Origin of the sequence: Wohlfahrtiimonas chitiniclastica (assembly GCF_002252325.1) — a bacterium.
Taxonomy (GTDB): domain Bacteria; phylum Pseudomonadota; class Gammaproteobacteria; order Cardiobacteriales; family Wohlfahrtiimonadaceae; genus Wohlfahrtiimonas; species Wohlfahrtiimonas chitiniclastica.
The window spans coordinates 760846-784707 of record NZ_NEFL01000001.1; the positions used below are offsets into that span (position 1 = coordinate 760846).

General features: G+C 35.8%; 24 protein-coding genes and 1 pseudogene. 2 read left to right on the plus strand and 23 right to left on the minus strand.

Going from position 1 to position 23862, the window contains the following annotated elements; translation table 11 throughout:
* The first annotated feature begins 11 nt into the window (after positions 1-11).
* Positions 12-3110, plus strand: a complete 3099-nt coding sequence (locus B9T10_RS03540; RefSeq protein WP_094537821.1) for a type I restriction endonuclease subunit R — start codon at positions 12-14, stop codon at positions 3108-3110.
* Between the two features lie 101 nt (positions 3111-3211).
* On the opposite strand, the gene B9T10_RS03545 is transcribed toward B9T10_RS03540, so the two are convergent.
* The 12 genes and pseudogenes from B9T10_RS03545 to yecR form a co-directional block, all read right to left on the minus strand.
* Positions 3212-4096, minus strand: a complete 885-nt coding sequence (locus B9T10_RS03545) for an RES family NAD+ phosphorylase (protein ID WP_094537823.1) — start codon at positions 4094-4096, stop codon at positions 3212-3214.
* A 135-nt stretch (positions 4097-4231) separates the two neighbouring features.
* Positions 4232-5176, minus strand: a complete 945-nt coding sequence (locus tag B9T10_RS03550; RefSeq protein ID WP_094537069.1) for a sce7725 family protein — start codon at positions 5174-5176, stop codon at positions 4232-4234.
* A gap of 10 nt (positions 5177-5186) precedes the next feature.
* The gene (locus B9T10_RS03555) at positions 5187-6035 is read right to left on the minus strand and encodes a sce7726 family protein (protein WP_094537070.1); all 849 of its coding nucleotides are present in this window, start codon (positions 6033-6035) and stop codon (positions 5187-5189) included.
* Between the two features lie 241 nt (positions 6036-6276).
* A pseudogene (locus B9T10_RS03560) lies at positions 6277-6549 on the minus strand (endonuclease); the annotation flags it as partial.
* Positions 6522-7289: a hypothetical protein gene (locus B9T10_RS03565; protein ID WP_094537827.1), complete on the minus strand. Its 768-nt coding sequence runs from the start codon at positions 7287-7289 to the stop codon at positions 6522-6524. The gene B9T10_RS03565 and the pseudogene B9T10_RS03560, both read right to left, overlap by 28 nt.
* Positions 7274-7564 (minus strand): hypothetical protein, encoded by a 291-nt coding sequence (locus B9T10_RS03570; protein ID WP_094537829.1) that lies wholly within the window; start codon positions 7562-7564, stop codon positions 7274-7276. The genes B9T10_RS03565 and B9T10_RS03570 overlap by 16 nt, the downstream gene beginning before the upstream one ends.
* Positions 7561-10977, minus strand: a complete 3417-nt coding sequence (locus B9T10_RS03575) for a TipJ family phage tail tip protein (protein ID WP_094537831.1) — start codon at positions 10975-10977, stop codon at positions 7561-7563. Before B9T10_RS03575 ends, B9T10_RS03570 begins: the two co-directional genes overlap by 4 nt.
* A 2-nt stretch (positions 10978-10979) precedes the next feature.
* On the minus strand, positions 10980-11696 hold the full coding sequence (locus tag B9T10_RS03580; protein WP_094492420.1) for a tail assembly protein: 717 nt from the start codon (positions 11694-11696) through the stop codon (positions 10980-10982).
* Positions 11677-12384 (minus strand): NlpC/P60 family protein, encoded by a 708-nt coding sequence (locus B9T10_RS03585; protein ID WP_094537834.1) that lies wholly within the window; start codon positions 12382-12384, stop codon positions 11677-11679. The genes B9T10_RS03580 and B9T10_RS03585 overlap by 20 nt, the downstream gene beginning before the upstream one ends.
* 161 nt (positions 12385-12545) lie before the next feature.
* Positions 12546-13262 (minus strand): phage minor tail protein L, encoded by a 717-nt coding sequence (locus B9T10_RS03590; protein WP_094491058.1) that lies wholly within the window; start codon positions 13260-13262, stop codon positions 12546-12548.
* A complete protein-coding gene (locus B9T10_RS03595; protein ID WP_094492417.1) occupies positions 13259-13594 on the minus strand; it encodes a phage tail protein in 336 nt (111 codons plus the stop codon). The genes B9T10_RS03590 and B9T10_RS03595 overlap by 4 nt, the downstream gene beginning before the upstream one ends.
* 265 nt (positions 13595-13859) lie before the next feature.
* Positions 13860-14180, minus strand: coding sequence for a YecR family lipoprotein (yecR, locus tag B9T10_RS03600; protein WP_179220624.1), 321 nt, complete (start codon positions 14178-14180; stop codon positions 13860-13862).
* Positions 14181-14376: 196 nt separating this feature from the next.
* Between yecR and B9T10_RS03605 the strand changes: the two genes are divergently transcribed.
* Positions 14377-14955 (plus strand): hypothetical protein, encoded by a 579-nt coding sequence (locus B9T10_RS03605; protein WP_094537836.1) that lies wholly within the window; start codon positions 14377-14379, stop codon positions 14953-14955.
* A gap of 33 nt (positions 14956-14988) precedes the next feature.
* Here B9T10_RS03605 and B9T10_RS03610 read toward each other — a convergent pair whose 3' ends face one another.
* The 11 genes from B9T10_RS03610 to B9T10_RS03660 form a co-directional block, all read right to left on the minus strand.
* Positions 14989-17919 carry a tape measure protein gene (locus B9T10_RS03610; protein ID WP_179220625.1) on the minus strand — a complete coding sequence of 977 codons (2931 nt, stop codon included), beginning with the start codon at positions 17917-17919 and terminating at the stop codon, positions 14989-14991.
* Between the two features lie 203 nt (positions 17920-18122).
* Complete coding sequence (locus B9T10_RS03615) at positions 18123-18371, minus strand: phage tail assembly chaperone (RefSeq protein ID WP_094492411.1); 249 nt, start codon at positions 18369-18371, stop codon at positions 18123-18125.
* 83 nt (positions 18372-18454) lie between these two features.
* Positions 18455-18856, minus strand: a complete 402-nt coding sequence (locus B9T10_RS03620; RefSeq protein ID WP_094489575.1) for a hypothetical protein — start codon at positions 18854-18856, stop codon at positions 18455-18457.
* 18 nt (positions 18857-18874) lie between these two features.
* Positions 18875-19318, minus strand: coding sequence for a phage tail tube protein (locus tag B9T10_RS03625; RefSeq protein ID WP_094489576.1), 444 nt, complete (start codon positions 19316-19318; stop codon positions 18875-18877).
* 8 nt (positions 19319-19326) lie between these two features.
* Positions 19327-19719, minus strand: coding sequence for a phage tail terminator-like protein (locus tag B9T10_RS03630; RefSeq protein ID WP_094537841.1), 393 nt, complete (start codon positions 19717-19719; stop codon positions 19327-19329).
* Positions 19706-20041: an HK97 gp10 family phage protein gene (locus B9T10_RS10170; RefSeq protein ID WP_094537843.1), complete on the minus strand. Its 336-nt coding sequence runs from the start codon at positions 20039-20041 to the stop codon at positions 19706-19708. The genes B9T10_RS03630 and B9T10_RS10170 overlap by 14 nt, the downstream gene beginning before the upstream one ends.
* Before the next feature lie 201 nt (positions 20042-20242).
* Positions 20243-20593, minus strand: a complete 351-nt coding sequence (locus tag B9T10_RS03640; protein WP_094537845.1) for a hypothetical protein — start codon at positions 20591-20593, stop codon at positions 20243-20245.
* Positions 20590-20976, minus strand: a complete 387-nt coding sequence (locus B9T10_RS03645) for a DnaT-like ssDNA-binding protein (protein ID WP_094537078.1) — start codon at positions 20974-20976, stop codon at positions 20590-20592. The genes B9T10_RS03640 and B9T10_RS03645 overlap by 4 nt, the downstream gene beginning before the upstream one ends.
* A 50-nt stretch (positions 20977-21026) precedes the next feature.
* Entirely contained in the window at positions 21027-22001 is a 975-nt protein-coding gene (locus B9T10_RS03650; RefSeq protein ID WP_094491050.1) for a major capsid protein, read from the minus strand.
* Between the two features lie 9 nt (positions 22002-22010).
* Positions 22011-22769 carry a DUF6651 domain-containing protein gene (locus B9T10_RS03655; RefSeq protein WP_094537846.1) on the minus strand — a complete coding sequence of 253 codons (759 nt, stop codon included), beginning with the start codon at positions 22767-22769 and terminating at the stop codon, positions 22011-22013.
* A gap of 85 nt (positions 22770-22854) precedes the next feature.
* Positions 22855-23859, minus strand: coding sequence for a phage minor head protein (locus B9T10_RS03660; protein WP_179220626.1), 1005 nt, complete (start codon positions 23857-23859; stop codon positions 22855-22857).
* Between the last annotated feature and the right edge of the window lie 3 nt (positions 23860-23862).

Sequence of the window (23862 nt, forward strand, 5' to 3'; positions counted from 1 at the left end):
GGATAAGAAAAATGGCTGAAACGAAAACCATTGCAGAATCGAATAACTTTATTATCTTGGAAAAATATACCAAGATTGATCAATCAGGCAGTAACTATCAAACGGAAGCGGATTTAGAGCGTGAATTGATTCAGGATTTACAGAATCAAGGTTATGAATATTTATCTGATTTAACCAGCCATGATAAGTTAATGGTGAACTTGAGGAAGCAACTTCAACGCCTGAATAAAGTGGAATTTTCAGAGGCTGAATGGCAACGATTTTTGGTTGAATACTTAGACAAGCCAAGTGAAAACAGCACAGATAAAGCAAGAAAAATTCATAATAATCATATTCACGACTTTGTTTTTGATGATGGCCATATTCAAAATATCTATTTATTGGATAAGAAAAATATCACGCGTAATAGCGTACAAGTGGTGAAGCAGTTTGAGCAAAAAGGTACACATGCTAACCGTTATGATGTGACGATCTTGGTGAATGGCTTACCTTTGGTGCAAGTGGAGTTGAAAAAGCGTGGTGTTGCCATTCGTGAAGCTTTTAACCAAGTACATCGCTATACTAAAGAGAGCTTTAATGCTGATAATTCACTCTTTAAATATTTGCAGATTTTTGTGATCTCTAATGGCACCGATACTCGTTATTTTTCTAATACAACTAAGCGAGATAAACACAGCTTTGACTTTACGATGAACTGGGCAAAGGCTGATAACAGTTTAATTAAAGATCTTAAAGATTTTACAGCGACATTCTTTCAATCTAAGACGTTACTTAATCTCATTATTAACTATTCTGTGTTTGATGTGAGTGATACGTTACTCATCATGCGCCCTTACCAAATTGCAGCCACAGAACGTATTTTATGGAAGATTAATGGCGCACATAATGCTAAAAACTGGAGTAAAACAGAAAGCGGTGGTTATATCTGGCATACCACAGGCTCAGGTAAAACACTCACAAGCTTCAAAGCTGCACGATTAGCAACAGAGCTAGATTTTATTGATAAAGTGTTCTTTGTGGTGGATCGTAAAGATCTCGATTATCAAACCATGAAAGAATATCAGCGTTTTTCACCTGATAGCGTGAATGGTTCAAGCAATACCGCGGGGCTAAGACGTAATATTGAGAAAGATGATAATAAAATTATTGTCACTACTATTCAAAAGCTCAATAACTTGATGAAAGGTGATGAAGAGTTAGCTATTTATGATAAGCAAGTGGTATTCATTTTTGATGAAGCACATCGTTCTCAATTTGGTGAAGCTCAGAAAAATTTAAAGAAAAAATTCAAAAAGTATTATCAATTTGGCTTTACGGGTACACCGATCTTTCCACAAAATGCATTGGGTGCGGAAACAACGGCGAGCGTATTTGGCCGTGAGCTTCATTCTTATGTGATTACGGATGCCATTCGTGATGAAAAAGTATTGAAGTTTAAAGTGGATTATAACGATGTGCGCCCACAGTTTAAATTATTGGAACAAGAGCAAGATGAGAAGAAGTTGAGCGCTGCTGAGAATAAGCGAGCATTACTTCATCCTGAACGCATTAAAGAGATATCACAATACATTCTGAATAACTTTAAGCAGAAAACACATCGTTTAAAAGCCAATGGCAAGGGTTTTAATGCAATGTTTGCTGTCAGTAGTGTGGAAGCCGCTAAACTGTATTATGAATCATTAAAAGCGCTTCAAAAGGATGCTGAAAGACCTTTAAAGATCGCAACAATCTTCTCTTTTGCAGCCAATGAAGAACAGGATGCACAAGGTGATATTCCTGATGAAACTTTTGAACCAACAGCAATGGATGCCAGCAGTAAAGAATTCTTAACGATGGCCATTGATGATTACAACCGCACATTTAAAACGAATTATAGTGTTGAGAGCAAAGAATTTCAGAACTATTACCGAGACCTTGCATTAAAAGTTAAGAGCCAAGAAGTTGATCTGTTAATCGTTGTTGGTATGTTTTTAACAGGCTTTGATGCACCACGCTTAAATACATTATTTGTAGATAAAAACTTGCGTTATCACGGCTTAATTCAAGCCTATTCGCGGACAAATCGCATTTATGATGCCACTAAAACCTTTGGGAACATTGTAACATTTAGAGATTTAGAACAAGCCACAGTAGATGCAATTACATTGTTTGGTGATAAAAACACCAAAAATGTTGTCTTAGAAAAAAGCTATAAGGAATACATGGAAGGCTATACCGATACAGTGACAGGTAAAGCTTGCCGAGGTTATTTGGAAGTGGTTGAAGATCTTCAATCACGCTTCCCAAATCCTGATGATATTGTGACCGAGAAGGATAAAAAGGACTTTGCAAAGTTATTCGGTGAATATTTACGCGTGGATAATATTCTTCAAAACTATGATGAATACGCAAGCCTACAAGCATTGCAGGATCTAGATCTCACGGATGAAGCAGCTGTGGCTGAGTTTAAAGAACAGCATTATTTATCTGATGAAGATATTGAAAGAATGCGTTCCACTCCTACCCCATCAGAACGAGAAGTTCAGGATTATCGCTCAACATATAACGATATTCGTGACTGGATTCGTCGTGAAAAAGCAGGTGCTGAACAAGGTGAAGTCAAAGAAGATTGGGATGAGGTTGTCTTTGAAGTGGATCTCTTAAAGTCTCAAGAAATTAATTTGGATTATATTTTAGAGCTGATTTTTGAACACAATAAGAAAACTAAGACTAAAGCTGAACTGGTTGAAGAGGTGCGACGTTTAATCCGTGCAAGCCTTGGTAATCGAGCCAAAGAAAGCTTAATTGTTGATTTTATCAATGAAACAGACATGAATAAAATCCCTGATAAGGCAAGTATTATTGATACTTTCTTCAAATATGCTAAATCTGAATTGAAACGAGAGGCAGAAGAATTAATTGATTCTGAGGGTTTAAATAAAGAAGCAGCCAAACGCTATATTGCAACATCATTAAAGCGTGAATATGCAAGTGAGAATGGTACAGAGTTAAATGAAGCATTGCCTAAGATGAGCCCATTAAATCCACAATATTTAACGAAGAAACAAAACGTTTTTCAAAAGATTTCAGCATTTATTGAGAAGTTTAAAGGGATTGCGAATAGTTTTTAATATTGCCAATTGTTTGATAACAAAAGTGCGCTAATTAAAGCGCACTTATACAGCTTTACTATTATGTCTATTATATTTCTTTAATGCCTTTGCACAGTGGTTCAAAAGCTCTGTGATTTAATGATTTTTTCAGTAATTTTTATCCTATTTACACTAACGCAATCCACAAGATCTTGTTCAAACAGCACAAAATTAATTCCACCACTGTGTAATGAACTAAGAAATTTTATCCCTTTTACATTTGTAAATAATTTAATAAATTCACAAATAAATTGTGTCGGTATATAGTCTAACTCTGAATCATATCTTCTAATAGGTTTAGATAAATCCTTGCTAATTCTTTGCTTCAACAGCACAGATTTGATTTTAATACCCACGTTATATTGTACATACAAATAAGGGGACTCAGTAAAATCTGCTAGCAAAATCTTTTCTTTGCATGTCTTCCCTTTTATAAAAGTAGCCAAACTGATTTCATCGTGTAATGATGCTCTAATTTCATGCAAAACTGTATCTTCATTATCACTTAAATATAAATATGGTATGCCCATAGGATTAGCTCTGCCAGCAACAGAATTTTTCGCTGGAGGTGCTTTCATGTCAGATTTATCATATACATTTTGAGAGCAATGATGTACCCTAGCTCTATAAAGCCGTTCATCATCTCGAAGAGATGTCTGGCTTTCAAAAAATCCATCCCACCCCAAATCATTTATTAAATAATTTATATCTGTAATATAACGACTCTCTGACTTTAACTTTCCTTTTAAAATATCCCAATAATTTATGTTGTCATATATCTCTTCAGAATAATCAATGTTCTGAGAAATAGAGTTAATGTGATTTGGACAAGCCTCAAGTACAAAGCTCAAAATTTTTTCTGCTGCCGCCCTATTACTAAAAAAGGACCAGTCTTTTTGCAATAAATCAATAATATTTCCAGAGCTATTTTTACTAACAACTAAACAACTCTGTAAAAAAATCATACAATTCTTTCAACTCAATAACTGATGATTTTGACCGACAACACTCACAATTATCTATATGCCCTAATGATAAAATGTAATGATTTAATTCAAAATCTTTAATACAATCTGCACATATGTATTTCATGGAGATTATTACTCAGCAACAGCATCATTCATAACTAATAAATGATTCTTAATTGATATTTTCTTTACAATACCAAGACCAGGATACCGTCCTTCAGTATAATAGCTATCTAATTCATCTAATGCTAAATTTTTGAGGCCTTCACTCTTAATAAATGTTATAGCTTTCTTCGCAGCTTCACCAAATTTACCTTGTACGTTAGCAATAGAATCATTTGTATCAGATGTAAAATGTCTAATCCAAACTTCATTATTAGCACCCTTCTTAATATAAGTGAGATGTATTACAACTGCTCTAGGTGTGCTCCCACCATCAATAAATTCACTCGGCATTAATGTAAAATCAGCTATACCATGATAGCCCTCATCTTTGTAATAAAGGTGTTCTTCCGTATATTTATGTTCAAGTATATCTAAAAAATCTGCATTTCTTTCTTGTTTTTCAAATAAATCATCCAATTTGATATACTTTTTGGATGTCCTCTTAATATATCTGTCTAATACTCTATATTTATGTGGATCTGCCAACATAATATGAGTAACCGCCTCATTAGCCTCTAAGATTTTTTTTAAACCATTCTCATCAGTGAAATTCCCCAAACCAATAATTAAACATGACTTAATGTTAAATTGATTAATTTTTTCTTGAATATATTCAAAATTATCCTGATAGTGAAATGCTGGAATATAATTATTTTTAGCTGCATCACCATTATAAATATATTCTAATATACTATCTGCATCGTCTTTTATTTCTCCACAAATTGGATTGGTGACTAAAAAGACTTTCATTCCATTTTCTACAAATATACTATGTGCCAAATTCAGACTATTAAAAGTGTTTTTTACAGGCTCTAATACAGGCATAATATTAGATTGTATAGCATTAGCTTGTACCAACTCCCTCAGAGCAATAAGCTCAAATTGTCTAGCTCTTAAATATGGATAATACATAACTCTCTCATTAATTAATAATATTCTCTTTTAAAACTTGCAATAGCTTGACTCTCTCATCTTGTTTTAAATTTTGAGACAAACAAACTTGTGCAAACTCTTTATGATACTGATTCAAAAATGAAGAATTAATATTTCTTTTCTTCATAGTGGCTATAAATAGCCTATTTAATTCTTTTTGAGGTATCTCAGCTATTAATTTTTGACAAATATTAAATTGATTGAAGGCTGTCATATTTGGTAAAAATCCAAAATATTTTTGCACAATCATTAAATATTCATGTGTATGAAGTACCTTCATTAAAATATTTATTTCAATACAAGTATTGAACTCTGAATCTCGACATAATTCAAATCCATTTTTCACATCATAACTAATTATCCCTACACTATTATCAAATTCAGAGTATTTTGCAATATGTTCTTTAGGTACCACTAAATAAATTTCATTAAAAATTTTTTTATAATCACGAAGTTGTCCAGATAATCTATATTCATTATCTAAAATTGTTTTAATTTCAAATACTTTGGATTTCCCATTAAACATAGCAAAGTCAGCTATAGTATCACCCAATCTAAACTCATTAAAAATAATTGAGTCGTTATTACCTAACTCATCTCTGAGCCACGTACTTAAGAGTTCGTTCTTTATTACATACTCATTGGGATATTGAACAACTAGAGTTTTATAAATTTTCTTCAAACAAGATAAATACGACAATCCTCTATATTTTTCATATAAATCGTAGCGCTGCAACTTCAAATCTATATTTTTAAAGTTATTTTTACGCCACAAGCTTACTTCTCCCCTTAAAAATAAAGAAGATAGATCTCTAAGTTGATCTATAGAATATGACATAAAACACCCTTTTAAAATCTTTAACTTCATGTAAATATATTGCTTGCATTATCTGATCTATACTGATACAAAGCAATTCATTTTATACAATCAATGCATAATTCATTAGAACAATAAATATTTATAATATAATTCAAATACATATAAACACAATATGCATATAGGAAAATCTTATAATTGACCTTATTTTGTATCAAAAATTCCAAGATACTAACTAATATGTAATGACAAAGAATTAGAATCACTTACATTTATTAAAATCAACATTGGAAATATAGTTATTTCCCCATCCCATAACACATGCTGTTCTTTGATTACGCTCTTTTTCCCACTCTGTTACTGGATACATCTTATTCCACGCATTAAATAGCTGCTGATCTTGCTTTGACAATCTCATACCATAACGATCATACATATAGAGAGTAATACGCGCTACCATGCCACGTATTTCCTCTCTAGGCATCATTTTACGAGCCTTAAAATCAATCACGGTTTGACATGATCCATATTGATGGGTTTGTAATCATTAGTCGGTACATTGGTAACATCAATGATAGTAAACAACACATCCAAACTCTTAGGGTCTATGGGATAAGGCCTCCAATAAGGGGGGAGACCTATATTATCAAGAGCAGCCCAACGAGTCGTATAGCGATCACCTTCACGTACGGTCATTGTTGCCGCAACGTCATAGTAGTTATTGGGAGACATCCCACCAAAAAATAAATCACTTCCCGTATGTAGAATAGCAGTCTTTCTGCCCTGTAAACTAACACCCTCTAATAATCTATTTTGAGGTCTCTTTTTGGTGAATGCCCCCATTACTTGGACACCGTGTTTAATTCCTGAGTGCCATCCAACACCGCCATTCTCGTTGTAAACTACAGCACCATACTCAGGTAAGGTGCCTAACTCTGTTTCAGTAGCAGGTGTTAAAAGATAAAAGATAACAGGCTCTTTCTTAAAGGAATAAGCATTTAAGGTAATAAATTGCCCATGTCTCGGATTAAACTCCAATCTACCTAACGCTCCTTCACTAATACCTACGACAATGGGAAGACTTTTATATTCCTCCATAGGTAAAAAAATACTCGTTTTATATATGGGAGAGGGTTGAGAGATATTATCCGGTTGGATATGGTATCCCGGATCATGTCTGCTATAACCACTTTTATATACCTTTAGAATGACATTATTTTCAGGAAAAATATTAATCTCGTGCCCTTCCACCGTCTTATTTAGAATACCGTACATGCGCATCTCCCTAAAATAAATACAGCCGGTAATTGTACCCCATTAGGACTATATGGCGCACTTAAATAGAAGCTACCATCACTATTCTGACTATATATTACAGGGGCATTCATTGCATCATATAAAGTTAAGAAGGCAACCCCCCCCTCTCTCGGATTGACACGTGTCCCTTTACCTACTTGGGACATATCACGTTTACTGAATGTAATGGCACGCGCTAAATCAAAGACACTACCATCTTCCGGATTATGGACTTCAATACCAAATTGACTCATCTTAATTTCCCCATTTTTACACGTAATCTTCCTTGGGCATCAAATATGCTAATTGCTTCATTAGTTATCTGTAACCCAACATTTTTAGTAGGGTCACTTCTGATTGTTACATCCCCATTGCTAGAAACTATAAATTTTTGGTTAATGTTTAATGTTCCTCCTTCTATTACAGGTGCTTTCAATTTTGCACCTGCAACTAGTGACTCACCTTTAATTGTTCCGCTTGCAATCAAATCACCATCTAAAACCAACTTGTTTTGCCATAAAACAAATGGCATTTTGGTCGATCCATCTTTTTGATTTACAATCGCAAATTTGTTGGCTTGTATAATGAATTCCGAAGTTTTTCCATCATTTAAACTCGTAAAGCCAGAAATAACTTTCTTGCCACCACTCATAGCAGTTGTCGTCAATGTGTATTGCGACTTAACCTTTCCATCAACGCCCGCTATTGTTTGTTTAACAGTATTGATGGATGCATTGAGATTCTTATTAACCTCGGTTTTTAACGTGCGGATTGATTTTGCTTGTGCATCAAGTTTAGTCGTGGTGGTTTTTTTAAGGTCATCTAAAGATGCTTTGATATTCTGATCAACTTCTGATTTTAAATTAGCTAAAGCTTGGGATTGAGCTTTCAAATTATCAGATGTTGTCTGTTTAACCTCATTAATTGAAGATTTAATACTATTGTTCACCTCTGACTTTAAGTCCTCAATCACACGTGATTGTGCGGATAATTGATCAGTTGTGGTCTTTTTAAAAGTATTAATTTCTGCCTGATTAGCTTCAACCATCGAACGATTAATGGCTGTTTCTGCAAAAACTGCTTTGATATCTTTTGCCGTTGAAGCCTCTAATAACTTAGCTTCAGCCAATGCTTGATCAGCCTTTTTCTGAACTGCTTTAATTACTGTTGATTGATCAATCAATGTTTGCATGTCTTGACGTGCTTCTTTTAAAGCATCTTCAATGATATGTGTTGCAACATCATCAGATAACTCTTTAAGCGTTACTTTCCCGCGAATCATCTCAATAATGCTCGTTGAGTCATTAGATGATTCAGCATAGAACGCACGCGTAAATTCACCTTGATTACCATCTAAATCGACTAAGCGAAACCAGAAATAACGGCCATCTTTAATCCCTAGATTACTAACTGTATAAGTATTCTGTGGATATGGCATTTTGGCCGCTAAAGTTGCTTTACTTCTATCTTCACTTTGTGACCACCATATTTCTGTATATGCTTCTGTTGTTAAAAGCGATGGTACTTCCCAATATAGATTTAAGCCAAAAACGATGGGCAAATATCTTAAACCTGTTATTTCATAAGTGGTGCTAAATGAAATAGATAATTCTGCACTGTATTGGCCATATTCATTAAGCGCTCGAATCCGTGCTGTATAGTTGCCCTGAGGAAGATTTGTGAGTTTAGTGAACGTCTCAAATGTTTCAAGACGACGCAGTAATTTTTTACCATCATACAGATGGATAATATACTTAACTTTCCCGCCTAATGTTTCAATGCTATCCCAACGTAGTATAAGGCTTTTACCCTCATTTTCTACAATGCCATTGCTCAAATGCGGAATAGTATTTAGTGATGAATGATGCCCTTGTATGTATGAGGCGCCACGATCAACAATCGCTTCTTTTTGCGGATTGTGTTTAATGGCTGTTACTGTATATGTATTCGTCTCTCGATCTTCTTCAATGTGTATGCATCTAAATAATCTAGGCTGTAATTTCCCAACAATCGCCGCAAATTGTACATGTTCAACTGCATTCACTGGTGCATCAAGTTTATATTGAGTTGCACTAATCGCTCGTTTAACCTTGAAGGTTTTCACCTTACCTTCAACATTAATCAAGAAAGATGTCACTCCTTTGATATCACGATCAATAGTAATCACATCACTAGCAATATCCACAATACGACCACCAACTTGTTGCCCAGCATAATTGCTATCTGCTATCCCTACAATATCGTGTTGCTCATGTCGAATACCCGCGGCACCTAACTTAAATTGAACATGTTCATTTTCTGTTAAAGAGGTAATCAAATTCCACTTTGCACAACGTAGTGCTTGTGATCGTTTCGTACATCCAAAAGCTGTAATAGATGTAGATCTAAGACCATATCTAGCGATATTCTTCTCATCTGATACTTCATCGATTTTTGTACGATAACCGTCCTCTTGATCAATGTACTGTACTTGAATTTGATTATAGATCTCTGTTGCAGGCACAAATGAATAGTTAAACTCTCCATCAACTACGCTAGAATTTTCATATACTGCAATAACATCACTTTTACTATCGAAATACACAGTAAAATAGTTATTAGCATCTGAATATGTGCCACGGAAAACTGAACATAAATTATCTAATACTGTTTTAGCATCCTCACCAAACAAAATGGCATTACAGACAAAACGAGGTTCTTTTCCACCATTTCCGTCATCTACCAACGCATCACAATACTTAGATAACTCATATAACTTATCAATATCTATTTGATAGTCTGTAAACTTCTCACCAAAACACTCATCATTTGTTAGGACATCGTACAAAACCCATGCTGGATTGTTCGTATATGCTGGTTTAAACAATCGATCCCACAATCCTGAATAAGTACGCGTTACAGGATCATAGTTAGATGGAACTTGTACAATACAGCCTTTGATGCCATATGTTCTCGTCGGATTGTTATTGCCAAATTGCTGAGAATCAATTTGTAAAAATGCTACAGCAGATCCTGGCATCCTTACTTTGACATCTATTGATTCCACATAGCTAAAGAAATACGTCTTATTTCTCAACATATCATCCTTAGAATCAGCAGTTAAACGAATACATTTGATGTCAAAAGGCGCCGTTGGCAAGTCTGAAAACACATAATCAACTCTAAACGGTTGATTGCCCTTCTCGTTTAAATGCATGTGTTGTGCGGCATGTACCTGACCATTTTTAATGATTTGAATACTCATATCAACAGACGTTGCCAGCTGATCACCTTCTGTTGTAGAACGCATCAAAGCATCTACGCCCACAGTGACGCGCACACTTGTTACTTGTTTATTAGTTACAGTACGCGTAATAGGATTTTTCTTTTCAACCTGAGCCCCCACAGTGTGAGAAGTATCTACAGACATAGCACTAGGTAAATAATCTTGTTCTAACGTCCCACGATTAAACTCGAATTGAACATCGGCATGGTTCATAGATCCATCCTTATTCTGTACAGCTGTATCATTCAGATAAACAGACTTTAGTGGATGCTCATTACCATTAATAAAACCTGAAATTTCCCCGCTACTGATTAAATCTATGACTTTGAGTTTTTGCGCAGAATGTAATGTATTTTTTTCAATGCGTGGTGATCTTGCACCACCTCCTGATTTACCACCCATATTTAACTCCACTGAACCTTAATATTAATGGCGGCATTACGTACAGAATCACAATTTCGATCTATATTGTACGTTTTACCATTTGGATCTTGAGCTGCAATCAACTCAACTGTTTGACGAGAATATTTAGCCGTTTGCACGTTATTAATATCAATACCAGACTCAATACGGCGACTTGCTAAACCTTGTGAAATGACATAACCACCCACTAACATTTCACCATAGACACGTAGGATCTGTTTGCCTTGCCCCGCCATGTTAGATAAATTGCTAAACGCTGAAGACTTTGAATCTTCTACACCTTGGTAATCTTGATTGAATTTTGGCTGCTTAGTTAATAAAGCTGCTGCACCTGCTAGCATCAATCCGACGCCCATTTGCAATAAAACTGTAGCAACCATTGCACCACCAACGCCCATAACACCCATTGCAGCGAATGCAGCTCCAGCAACGAGAGCCAATGGACCCGACCCTTTTACAATTGGGATCACTCTAATAATTAACGGCTTACTGGCATTGATGCCCGTTAAATATTCATCTTGACCAACATATCGCCGCCCTATTTTTAATGCGTACTGTTTATATTTAACGTGTTTTTTAAAGCCATCTAATTGAATACATAAAGAACGCATACACTCATTGACTGTATTGCCATATAAGCTAATTTCTTTTCCATACTTTCTTAATGCACCATAGAATTTAAATGTAATTTTCTTCATACGCACTTGCCTTTAAATCATAATGAATTGCTTCAAGCATGCGTGGCTTCCAATCCTTATGCCGCCAAATAGAATGAGTTCTTTTTCTAAATACCGATCCATATGCGACGACTCTTGAATATTGCCCCTCTACATGATGCAATACCCTTTCGCCATCTAAAATTAAGCCTAAATGATTAGGATTTCCGCCCATACTAGTCACGATGACATCACCTGTTACAATGTCTGACACTTGATAAAAACCAAGCTTTGGTAATCTCTTAATAATCACGTTATTCGCTTCATCAGTTTCCATCGTTTTACGTTGATAGTGATGAAGATTAATGCCACAAATTGCATAGGCATCTTCAATTAATGTGGCACAATCGAATTGACCATATTTAAATTCTCGTCCGCGTAATAAATCAACGCATTTGTATTTATGGATTTGGTTATTGGCCACGATCCACCATGATTTTTGCGTTTGTATTTGAGATAAGCGATCTAAACTTGATAAAAATGGATGGTCACCTATATGACTATGAACAATGGCATCTATACGATCATAGTTATATTTATCAAGATTAAATTCGAAATGATTCACCTTATCTTTGGCAATGTTTTTGACTGCTATAAATTCATTATCAATAACAATTCCACCTCGTTCTTCATTGGCATCAGCACAATAAGACAAGATACTGTTTTCCATAATAATCCTTTTCTAAAAGACAAAATAAAAGCCCAATAAAGGGCTCAATGGAATTGACAAAAATTAAAACGTTTATGCTAGAATTTAGTTCTACATATATTTTCCTGTAGATTTATTGATTGTAGGTTCTGTTTATACATATATTCAGAGCCTTTTTTTATCTAGCTTGAAAATTTATCAGCAACAGGAAATCCGCCAAAAGGCAGCTGACCATTCACACCAAATCGCGCAATACATCCACTAAGTCTCTTGCTGCATTTATCCTTATTCATTTCATGTGGTTCTAAAGCATGATCGTTTTCATCAGCAATAGCATGGCCATCATATCCACAATACTCACCTCGATATAAAAACGGACATACCGAAGCATAAATTGTGCGCTTAGGAAGCGTCGCCCCATCTGTTTCAGACGGCAAAGCTAATGTGAATTCAGCATATTGACTGTTATATTTTGCAGAATTGACAATATAGGATTGAGCTAAATACTCATCAGGATTCGCTTTATCATTGCCATCATGAAAGTTTACAGCATCTAAGAATTGTGACGGCACTCGGTAACGTGTTATTTTTGCCCCAATCAATCCATCATATTGATGAATCGCCCCTGTCATATATCCATTTAAATTGGCAATGTTTAGCGTCGGTCTATTACTTGGTCCATTACCTTTTCTTTCAACGCCATCAATTTGTATTGGTATCGCTAAATATTTCTGACCTCGCCAAATGACTGACTCATTCTTTTCATTCAATTCGTTACAAAAATAGAAATGGTTTGAGCCGCCATGGTCATTAATACGGCTAATATCTAGTACATATAAATCAATCCATGCTTGTTGTTCTAATTCATCTAGTTGAGCTTTCACTGAATCACTAATCATTTCATGACCTCAACAAAGCTTACGGTTAATTCACAAATATCCTTACTTTTATGAACCAGCTTATAGGGTCCATCTTTTCTCACTAGATACTGTTTTCCTTGAAAGGAAAACCAAAATGGCTTTGTAATATGTAGCAGCAAAAAATCAGTGATTTCATTAATTTCTTCTTTCTTAGCAACAAACTTTAAGTCAGGAAACTTATTTCGGTGTAACCTCAAACCCTTGAGCTGCCGTTGCTCTATACCATCTCCGAATTGAATAATATTAAGCAATGGTTCAACTTCTTGTACCGCATCAATACGTGGACACCATCTAAATACTCTATAACCCATATCAATAACCTAAATAAGAGAAATTTCAAATAAATGTTATCTTTCAATTCTATTTTAAAAAAATATTTTCTTGCATTTTATATAGATTTCTAATGATAGACATACAATTAAATTTTAAATATAATTTTGTTGGGCACACCTTTCTTTATTAGAAAATGGTGTTTCAGCGTTGGATTGTTATGATTCAACGCTTTTTTTATAGTTTTATTGCGAATTTAGATATTAAAAAAGCTCCTATTTGAAGGAGCTCTTTAGTACTATGTATTTAGTGATTGGTACATTGATAATCCATAGATACTCTATATTGAGCACATCCACCCCAAGCACCTGGTCCATATACACAACTAGTCATTGCTGCATCAAAAGGTTCTGCTTTTTTATATCCCCATGCTGCACAACGTTTCGTAGCAATCGTTTCTGCTTGTGTCATATCCACGATGGGCTTTTCCATCTCAGTATATTCATAAGCAAGTTTAACTGTGCCATCTGCTTTACTGCCACTCACAACGCCCCATTGTTTTTTAACTGCGGTAGCACAACCGACGACTACGGTCGCAATAGCAATCATATATAAGATCTTTTTCATAGTTCTCCTCATAAATTTTTTTTATTGTAGGGATCAGAATCTTATCATTAAAGATATTTACAAGCTACTCTTTGTAACCAACTCAACACTTAAAAATTTCACTCCGTAATCACATCATATATACTGATAATTAGTGCCTAAAGTTTCATTAAATAGACACTTCAAAAGAATATTGAAACTAGAAAATGGGGTGTTCATGAAAAAGTCATTACTAGCAATTCCTCTTGTATTCTCTCTTTCCCATGCCTGTGATATGGACTATGTATCTATAGGAGGGATTAAAGTTAATTGCCCTATGGAGTTTCAAGATATAAATTTTACAAAATCAGAAACAGGATTCATTACAAAAGAAGTCGCATTCTTTGATACTGCTCATGTGACTTTAGTCAATGATAGAGTTGGAGCAATTACATTTAAAAAACGTTATACACTCGATATATCTAAACAAGCAGAACAAAAACTAAATATCGCCCAAGACTTTATAGAGTTAGTTACAGCATTGGCAAAGAAATGGCATCCTAGCACTATTAAAGGCAGTGATAGTGTCCTAGAAGCGATTATGACTAGTGGGCAATATAAAAGCCTAGAGTATACATCCTTATTAATGCAGCCTGATGCAATTTTAGCTAGTATAGATATCTCATATAAATCATATGGATTTTTTGAAGACAAAGAGGCGATTAAAACAGTGCTAGGATTAGAATATAAATCCGTTGATTACATCAATAATGAAACAGAAGAAAGTACTGCGCGTAAAGAATTTAGATCTTTTTAGATGCGCCTTATACAAACGTATAAGGCGACAGATCTAAGCCAAAGATCCACCAATACGTTTCTCTCTAGCAATGACTTTATTTACAATCACTTCAATGTGTTTTTCCATCGCTTTACCGACACTTTTATCAATCACTTCTGTGCTGCCATCTTCAGCAACATTGACAATAATTGTGATCTGTTGAGGCTGGTGTACGTTTGCGTGTCCAATCATAGTTCGACCACCCACAATACCGCCATTGGCATAACCTCGTAGCCTCATTCTTTCAACTGCTGCTACCCCACCAAATCGAGCAACATCTCGTTGTGAAAAGACTACTTCACCTTTGTGAACAATGCCCGCGGGCTGATATTTTCCACCAGCGCCCGTATAACCACCATTAGCATATTCTTTTACTCGCCCACCAACAACACCACCCTCAGAGAATCCACCAAAAGCCATTTGTACAGCATTTAATAAAGCCATCTGAATTAACATCTTCGAAATGTTTTGCAAAACTGAACGCGTCATATCAGAGAAACTTTGTTCAGCACCAGAGGCATACCCAGCAATGGCATCTGTCAAACCATTAAACATAGAATCTGTGGCTGATGTAAATTGCTCTCTAACTGTTTTCATAGAGTTGGTTGTTTTTGTAAAACTATCTTTAATGCCACCAGTAATATCATGATCATGATGCGACTGTCGATTCGCATATGCATCGCGTAACTCTCTAATTTTTTGAATTTCGGCCTCAAGATATGCAAGATTTTGTGGGCTCATGCCAATAGAAATTTCTTTAGCCCGATTCTCTAATTCTCGTTCAAATTTTAAACGCTCTACTTCTTCCTTCGTCTTACCAATCAACTCTAGTTCAAACTGTAGATCCTCAAAGCGTTTCGAATAATCAAGACTAAAGTTTAAAATTTCATTCATTTGCTTTTGGCTATCTAATGCCATTGCCTGATTCATCAATATTTGCTTTTGTGCTTCAGATACCTTTGATAACGCATTCGATTGATTCGCAAATTCTAATGTTAATTCTCTTGCTGAAGTATAGAGACTTTCACGTCCAAAATTAGCAATCTCTACATTCAAAGCCTGAACTTTTGCTAATTCATCAGATAACGCTTTTAGTTTTTCTCCAAAATGGTCTGTGCCTCCACCACGTTTTGCAGTACGCTTCGATGCATTGCTTTGATCAATTTCATCTAACATTGCCTTTGCTCTTGCAAAATCAGCTAAAGATGCGCCCATATCGACTAAATTAGCTAATGTCACTTGCGATGCTGTCATACCAAGCTGACGATACTTCTCTTCGATCTCTTTGAGTGTTTCAGCTACGCCTATACCTGACTTTTGTAGCTCATTCATTCCATCAGTTGATTCTTCAGAATAATTTTCAATTTTTAAAATACTTTCTGAAACCTTAACAATCGCATCTGCTAAATTCGAAGCCTCCCCTTTCATTTTCTTGATCTTCTTCTCTTGCTCTTGAATATCAAATTTGGAAGCATTGCCGCCAAACCAACCGCCACCTTGCATTGTCTTGAGCTTACGCTCTTCATGAGCAATATCGGTTTTCAAACGCCAAAGATCATTTTTCAAATTCTTTAGGTTATCCGTATACGAAATGACTAAAGCTTCTCTTTGTGATTTATTCATGGATTTCAGACGCGCTCCTAAACCTTGAAGCTCAAGTTCTAAATCACCTGCACTTTTCTTAGCTTTATCTGAATTAGTCGCAAACAATAATAAACCTGCTGCCACAATACCAATTAAACCTGCTGGACCACCAACCAATTGTAATGCTCGAGACATACCATTGACAGCCATTGTCCCCGCTGTAGATGCTGCCGCCAATGTATTAGAAGCACCCGCAGCTTTAATTAAAGAAAATTGATATTTAGCAGCAGCAAAAGACGATTGCCCAAACGCAACACCTGACGATATAACCGCCCCTGTCATTTTTCCAATCATGACTGAAGCCAACAAAACAGCAGGGACAAAAACCACATGCAAATTATTTGCAACATATAACAGTGTCGATGATATACCCTGTGTGATACCCGTTTGATTCAATATGTCTTGGCTAAATTGCATAATATTATTACGCACAACTGTCATTGAGGATTCAATTGTGGCTGGCATTTCCGCTGCCTGTTTTTTCAATTCATCATATGATTGAGAAATGGCATTAAATAGCAATTCAGCAGTTAATTTACCTTCAGAACCTAGCTTTTTGAGTTCACCACGCGCAACACCTGTATTTTTTGCCAAAATGTCTAAAAGAATTGGGGCAGCTTCAGCAATCGATCTAAACTCATCCCCCTGTAAAACACCTGATCCTAAAGCTTGTGATAACTGCAATAAGGCACTTGCCTGCTCTTGCGCACCAACACCACCCACACGCATTGCATTATTGATAGCTTCTGTAAATCTTAAAATTTCTGTTTGTGTTTTACCATAATCCTTCATTGCTCTTGCTGTACGTGTGTAGAGCGTTGCTGTTGCCTCCAAGCTCGCACGCGTGCTATTTGCTAAGCCCAATAAGCGTTTTTGTACAGCTTCTGCTTCTTGTTGACTGGCTGTAACAAATCTAATTTGTGAATTTAGGTTTGTCATTGTGTCAGCCAAACTCAGTACATGTGTTGCAGCTTGTACGGTTAATAAACCTGCCAATGCCTTGCTTAATAGATTCATTGGCACAATGGATTGTGATGCTGATGTACCAATATTACGGATACCTGTTGAGGCTGTATCAGCATCTTCGCACATTCTACGCAATGAATTAGCCACACTATCATTTGATCTTGCAAATCGACCATTGGCTTCTCTCAATCGCCCCTGCTGATCAAAAAAGTAACCTAAGCTTTTTGCTTTATTTTCGAGTTGTTCAGCAGATCTAGACACACGATCAATATCACGAGATGCCTGATCCGCGCCATTTGCTCTGATATCAATGAGCATTCCTAAATCAGCCATAACCTTTTCCTCATCCATAAAAAAGCCCTAAATTAATAAGGGCTTTCTAATACAACCATATGCTTTTAAAGCATAATCCATCTTCACAAATTAATTTTTTGTACTAAAATATAAATATTCATTGCAATAGTCTCCTTGAAAATTGCCATGAGGTTGCATAATTTAATTTTAGCCCTGTCAAAAAGCAGGGCTATTTTTTAACTCTAAATATCGCGCATTTCATCTAGATAAATCGAATCAATGAGCCTTAAAGCCTCTATATCATCTCTATCCATTTCAATTGACATTAATGATGAAAAAGCGGCGATTTCTGTATAACTGATGGGTGTCCATCCCATAACCGTATTCCGTGTTTGATTTAATGATAGAAACCAATCCCAAACGTGCTGATAATACTGAGTGATTAAAGGCGCTTGCTTCAACTCCTCTAACTCTCCTAAGTTTTCAGACATTTCTAACAACATTTGGTGACGTGTTTTACGAGAATTTTTCTCTGGCTTTAAATAAAAACGAATACAGTCCCGCGCACTTTCTTCTAATTCAGATAAAAAAAACTATCATCATTAGCTTGTGCGGCCACTTGTTGGCGTGCAAAATGGAAGTTTTCCATCAATAATCTAATATTCTCTTTAGTAGACACAATGCGATCACCATCCGTTTCAAAGCCAAATACATTATCTGCCTCTTGAATGGTGAAACCTTCTATTGTTTCAATGATTGCACAACACATCTCAATGTCAGACTTAATCGCATAATCTAAACCTTTTGCCACGGCTTGATTTGCTCTTTTGGCAATCGCATCTGTTTCGCGGATTACATCTTTTGATTTAAGTGACTTAATATAAATCTTCGCATCTGAAACACTGCCATCAGGAAATACTAGGTTAAAAGGTTTTGCTTTGTCTAACTTTTGATTGCTAAAATCTGCCAAATTCATATGTCATCCTCTCAATAATTAACCTGCGTTTGTTTTCTTAACTTTGCCACTGATCTTAAATGATACATTTGCGCTGATTGCTTCTTTAGTCTGCAATGCAATGCTATGAGACGTGACGTTAGCAATAAATTCTTCTTTGCCACCATCAGGAAACACTAAACAAAAATATCGCTTCTCAGCACTTTCATGTGCCGCACGTACCGCGGTATATGCACTATCAGCTTTAGAGCTATAAAACATTGTTGCACTTGCTGTAGAATCACCAGGAAATGCGACTTCAGATTGCGGTGCATCATCATCTAATGTTGTTGAGTCAATTGACGTAGACTCACCGACTTCAACAGAAAAAGAAGATGCATCACATGCAATATTAATTAATTCAATTTCTTCAGTTTTATCAGACAATTTGTCACACTTAGTTTTACTCATCTGAATTTTTGATTTAGCGGATAATGTCGCCATAAATACTCCTAAATAGCTTTAAAAAATTGTAGATAGATTGAAACAGCAATCATATATTTGCCCTCACTTTTAATGCCTTGTGACATTGAGTTTGGTTTATATACAATCGCGTGATTATTGATTGAATAACCAACTTCAAAAGGTTGAAGAAACTCCTCTATAAGAACATGTAAATTAACTGCACCCACTCCTTGATCAACATAAAAATTAACTTGAAAAATATACTGATAAGATGCGTGTTCAAACGTCGAAATAAACGGCGATATAGGCAAAAAGAAACACTCTAAATAATCGCCCTTATTTTCTATATGTGAGTTTTCAAAACTGCAATTCATTGTGTGACGTTCAGCAAAATTCATCACATACGTTTCAAGCTCACGTTTAAGATCAACTAAACTCATTTTTGACCTCTTCTAATGAGATGCGCACGAATCCCATAGGCGCTTGAGTTGAATAGCCATTGATCGTTTTACCGCTGCCTTTTTTAGGTGGATTAGGATATAAACCGTATTCAAGAACATTAATATGCGGCAAAGGATTGGTGATCACATAATGTTGATCTGATTCTTTTGCGATTGCCCATGCTCGTCTAGTTTCTCCTGTATCAACGGGCGTTTTTGTCTGTATTTTTGTAAATGCCGTATATGCGGCGTTTCTAATATTTCCCTTAATTTCCAAAAATAGCTCATTTTTTCTTTGAGCAATTTTATCTTTAATACTCATGATTTCACTCTAAGAAATAAAAGTATCATATTGATTAGAATCAATATTGTGATCTTGATTTTATTTTTACGATTAGTAGAATAATTTCACCAACTGAAGTTGGTATACGCATAATCTCATTGCCTATAGGCATAAAACTTATACACTGAACCCAGGTACTGCCGAGAGGCAGAACAATATAAAGCCCTATGAAAATAGGGCTTAAACTTTTCTAACATGTGCTTTATATAAAATTGTATGTTTGGCCATCTTAATTGGATTAGGGGCAATCACTTGATATTTTTTGCCATCAATATGAACAACTGATCCCACTTGTAGATCTAGCGATGCTGTTGCTAATAACCACTGATCCCCAACTTCTATCAAATTATTTTGCCCACTATATCTCATATCAATATTTGTGATGATTGCTTGTCCATTCGTGGTCTTTTCAGTGCCTGACAGCCCTGTCTTAGGATCATATTTACCCGCAATTCTAATTGTCGCTGTACATTCAATACCAAACTCGGGTAATAACTCATTAACAATATTTTGAATTTCCTGATAATTCATCGTGATACTCTCATGAATAAACGTTGTTCAGGCATCAATAAGCCTTTCAGCATAATTTTAATACGATCAAATTCAATCTGATATGCGGACGAGTCAATTTTGTACTCTACTTGAATCACATCAATTTTAATGCTGTTTTGTGTTCGTGATCGTGCAATGATCAATTCATCGGATACTGCAACTTCACAAATTGCTTTTTTGAGTTGCTCGGGTATTTCTACTTGTTCCCATATTTCATGCTGAAAACGAAAATTTGCCTCGATAAAATCAATGGATGAAACTAAACGTTTAGCTTTTTCATCTTCTGAATACATATTCCATCGTTCAGCTGTCATACGTTTTGAGTGATAAGCATCCGCATACTGTGTTGTGACATATTCCATTTTTACTTCTCAAGAAAAAGGCGGCACAATCGCCGCCTTAGTTAATATGCTTAACCACCGATACCATCAGGTTTACTTTTTTCATCCTTACTGAGATTAATGAGTACACCCGCTGTTAATTTATTGCTGGCCACATATTTCTTCCAACTTGCCGCTGCTTTGAGTTTTTCAAGGTTTGGATTTTCGCCTTTTGTTTTATTGTATGAATAACCAAGAATATCAATATTAAATGCACCTTCAGCACGCGCACCCATTGCCATATTCTCTTCATCATTAATGTCATATAGGCGAAAACTTGGTAATTGTGACTCACGAATTCGTACTGCACCACGTTGTAAACCAAATGACAATTTGGGATCAATCGTGTCCGTGACTAAAACTGGTTTACCAAGTGTTCCAGGTACACCACCGTAAATCACTACCCCACTTTCGGAATAAATTTGATTCGTTAAAGCATCATCAATGATGTCAAAGTAGGTATCTGAGTTCATAACCCACAAAGCGACACGCGAAAATTTATCACCAAAAGTTCGCATGGCTCGCGTTAATGCTTTACGACCATCAACGGCAATATTGCCATTAACATTCATATCAGAATTGCTGAGAATCGCCCCTGTTAATGCACCTAAAGCATATTCTAAATGCCCCGCACTTGTTGCATCCGCTAAATCTTGGCCAATGAGATAGGCGAACTCTTCAGGACTACGAGCGCGGCGCTTAAATGCTTCTTCTGTAGAGGCATAAGGACCATACTTATATGGCACTTTCACACCCACTTGCTCACTCATTCCAATTTTATTGGCGGTGACTTTATCGGTTGAGTTCACATCACGATGCTTCATTTCACCGCCCACCGTATAAAAAGCAGACTGTGAAAAATCACCTTGAATGATCTCATTTTCTAAGATAATTGCACCATTCGAAGAGTTGTTAAAGACATCAATATTATCTTGACGTCGCTCTAAGAATGAGGTCTGTGCTGTTTCATTATAGATAATCATATCTTTGTTGACTGTTGTTGCCATAAATTACCCTTATTTTTGAAGTTTTAAATAATTTTCAGATCCGTGTTCTTGAATGTATTTTGCTCGCTCTAAAGGCGTCATATCTGAACGTTTCATACCATTTGGAGCTTTACCCGTATTTGATGTATTAGAGCCCTGATTACCGTTACTTTTTAGGATCTTATCTTTGTATTGATACGCATTAATAAACTTTGCTAATGCCTCATCAAAAGAGGCTGGTTCACCTGCATTGGCTTCTGAATACACAATACTGTCAAGGTTTGAAGGATCATGTAATGCAATGACATTATTGCGTTCATCAACGGTAAAGTGCTTACCAAAGAATTCGCGTGCCATATCTGATGGAATATTCAGTTTGTCAGCAATAAATTGTGACTCACTAAACTTTTGCCCAATGATATATGACTGCATCTGTTGCTTATACTGTTCAGCTTTAGAAATCGCTTCATTCAACTGAGCATCATGTACTCGCTTCATCTCTGCTTTGATTTCTTCAACCTTCCCTACATCAATTAGATCTTTTTCACTAAATGCCTTCACTTTCTCAAGAGCTTCACGCGCTTTGTTAGGATCAATACCCTCGAAGGCTTTTAACTGCTCTTTATAACCATTACCCTTTTGGCGATGACTGATTGCTTCAGCTTTTAAACTTTCGATGTATTGTTTATTTGATTCCAAAGAGAAAGGCTCTTCTTTACCATCTGCTGTGATCACCACAGGATTACCATCCACTACAACTAAATTGCCGTTTTCATCTGTTTTCCACATAATTTGCTTCTCGCATCAATGGAGCATCTCGCTCTGTTAATAAAATTTATCTAATAAAAAAGCCCACTTTCGTGAGCTTGTATAACTATAAGTTATATATCTTTTTTAACTGCTTGATCGTTAAAGGTCGATCATTCTGATCAAGCATCATTCCAATCGTCAATTTCCCTTCTCTAAACCATTTTGCTTTTTGTTCCCCCAGTACTGATATTTGATACTCTTGAGTTTGAGTTTTTAGCCATGATGAATAATCTATTTGCTCATTCACCTGCCCAAATTGTGAAGCTCTTGTCGATACCACTTGATCTTGTAATAAAAGCCGAATAATAGAACGACATCTAAAATGTAATGGCGGCTTTCTAAATGGCATCTTATGGCCAATTGGACGATTGTCTACTGTCCATTTTTTTAGATCTCGCGCCTTACACACATCGCTCGTATTACCATCTAATGTACTGATATGCTGCTTAGCAGAGATTAAATCTGTATTGTGGTCAATGAGACGTTCTAAAGCATCATTAGCAATCGCCGCATTCGCAGTTCTCACAATCGAATCAGCATGGCGTTTTACAATATTGATTTGATCACGAATCTGTTTAGATATGGCTTGCGGCGTTTCAGCCAATACATTGCCATTTCTAATGATTGATTCCACCTTGAATTTTAGATCTTCAGACTGTTTGATCCACCAATCTTTGATATCTCTACCTTCAAACAAAGGCGCATATCGAATGGCATCTAATTTATAGTTAGGCAAATAACTAAAGACTTTCGCACCTAACCATGTATTGTATATTTGCGCTTCAATATGATGAGACGCAATATAAAATTGCTGATTCGTTTCGGATAAATACACAAGAATACGTTCATATTCATCCGTAATGATCGTTTTAATATCTCTGACTAATCGTTGAATATCTCGTTTAGAGATAGACTCTAGATCATCAATCATAATACGAGCAATGAGATCTTTTTGAACCTGATCTAAATGCTTAAAAACGACTGAACGAACATAAGCATCATAACGAAAAATATTGATATTAAACTCACACAACATCATTGTGAGCTCTGAATAACTAAACTCTTTCATAAT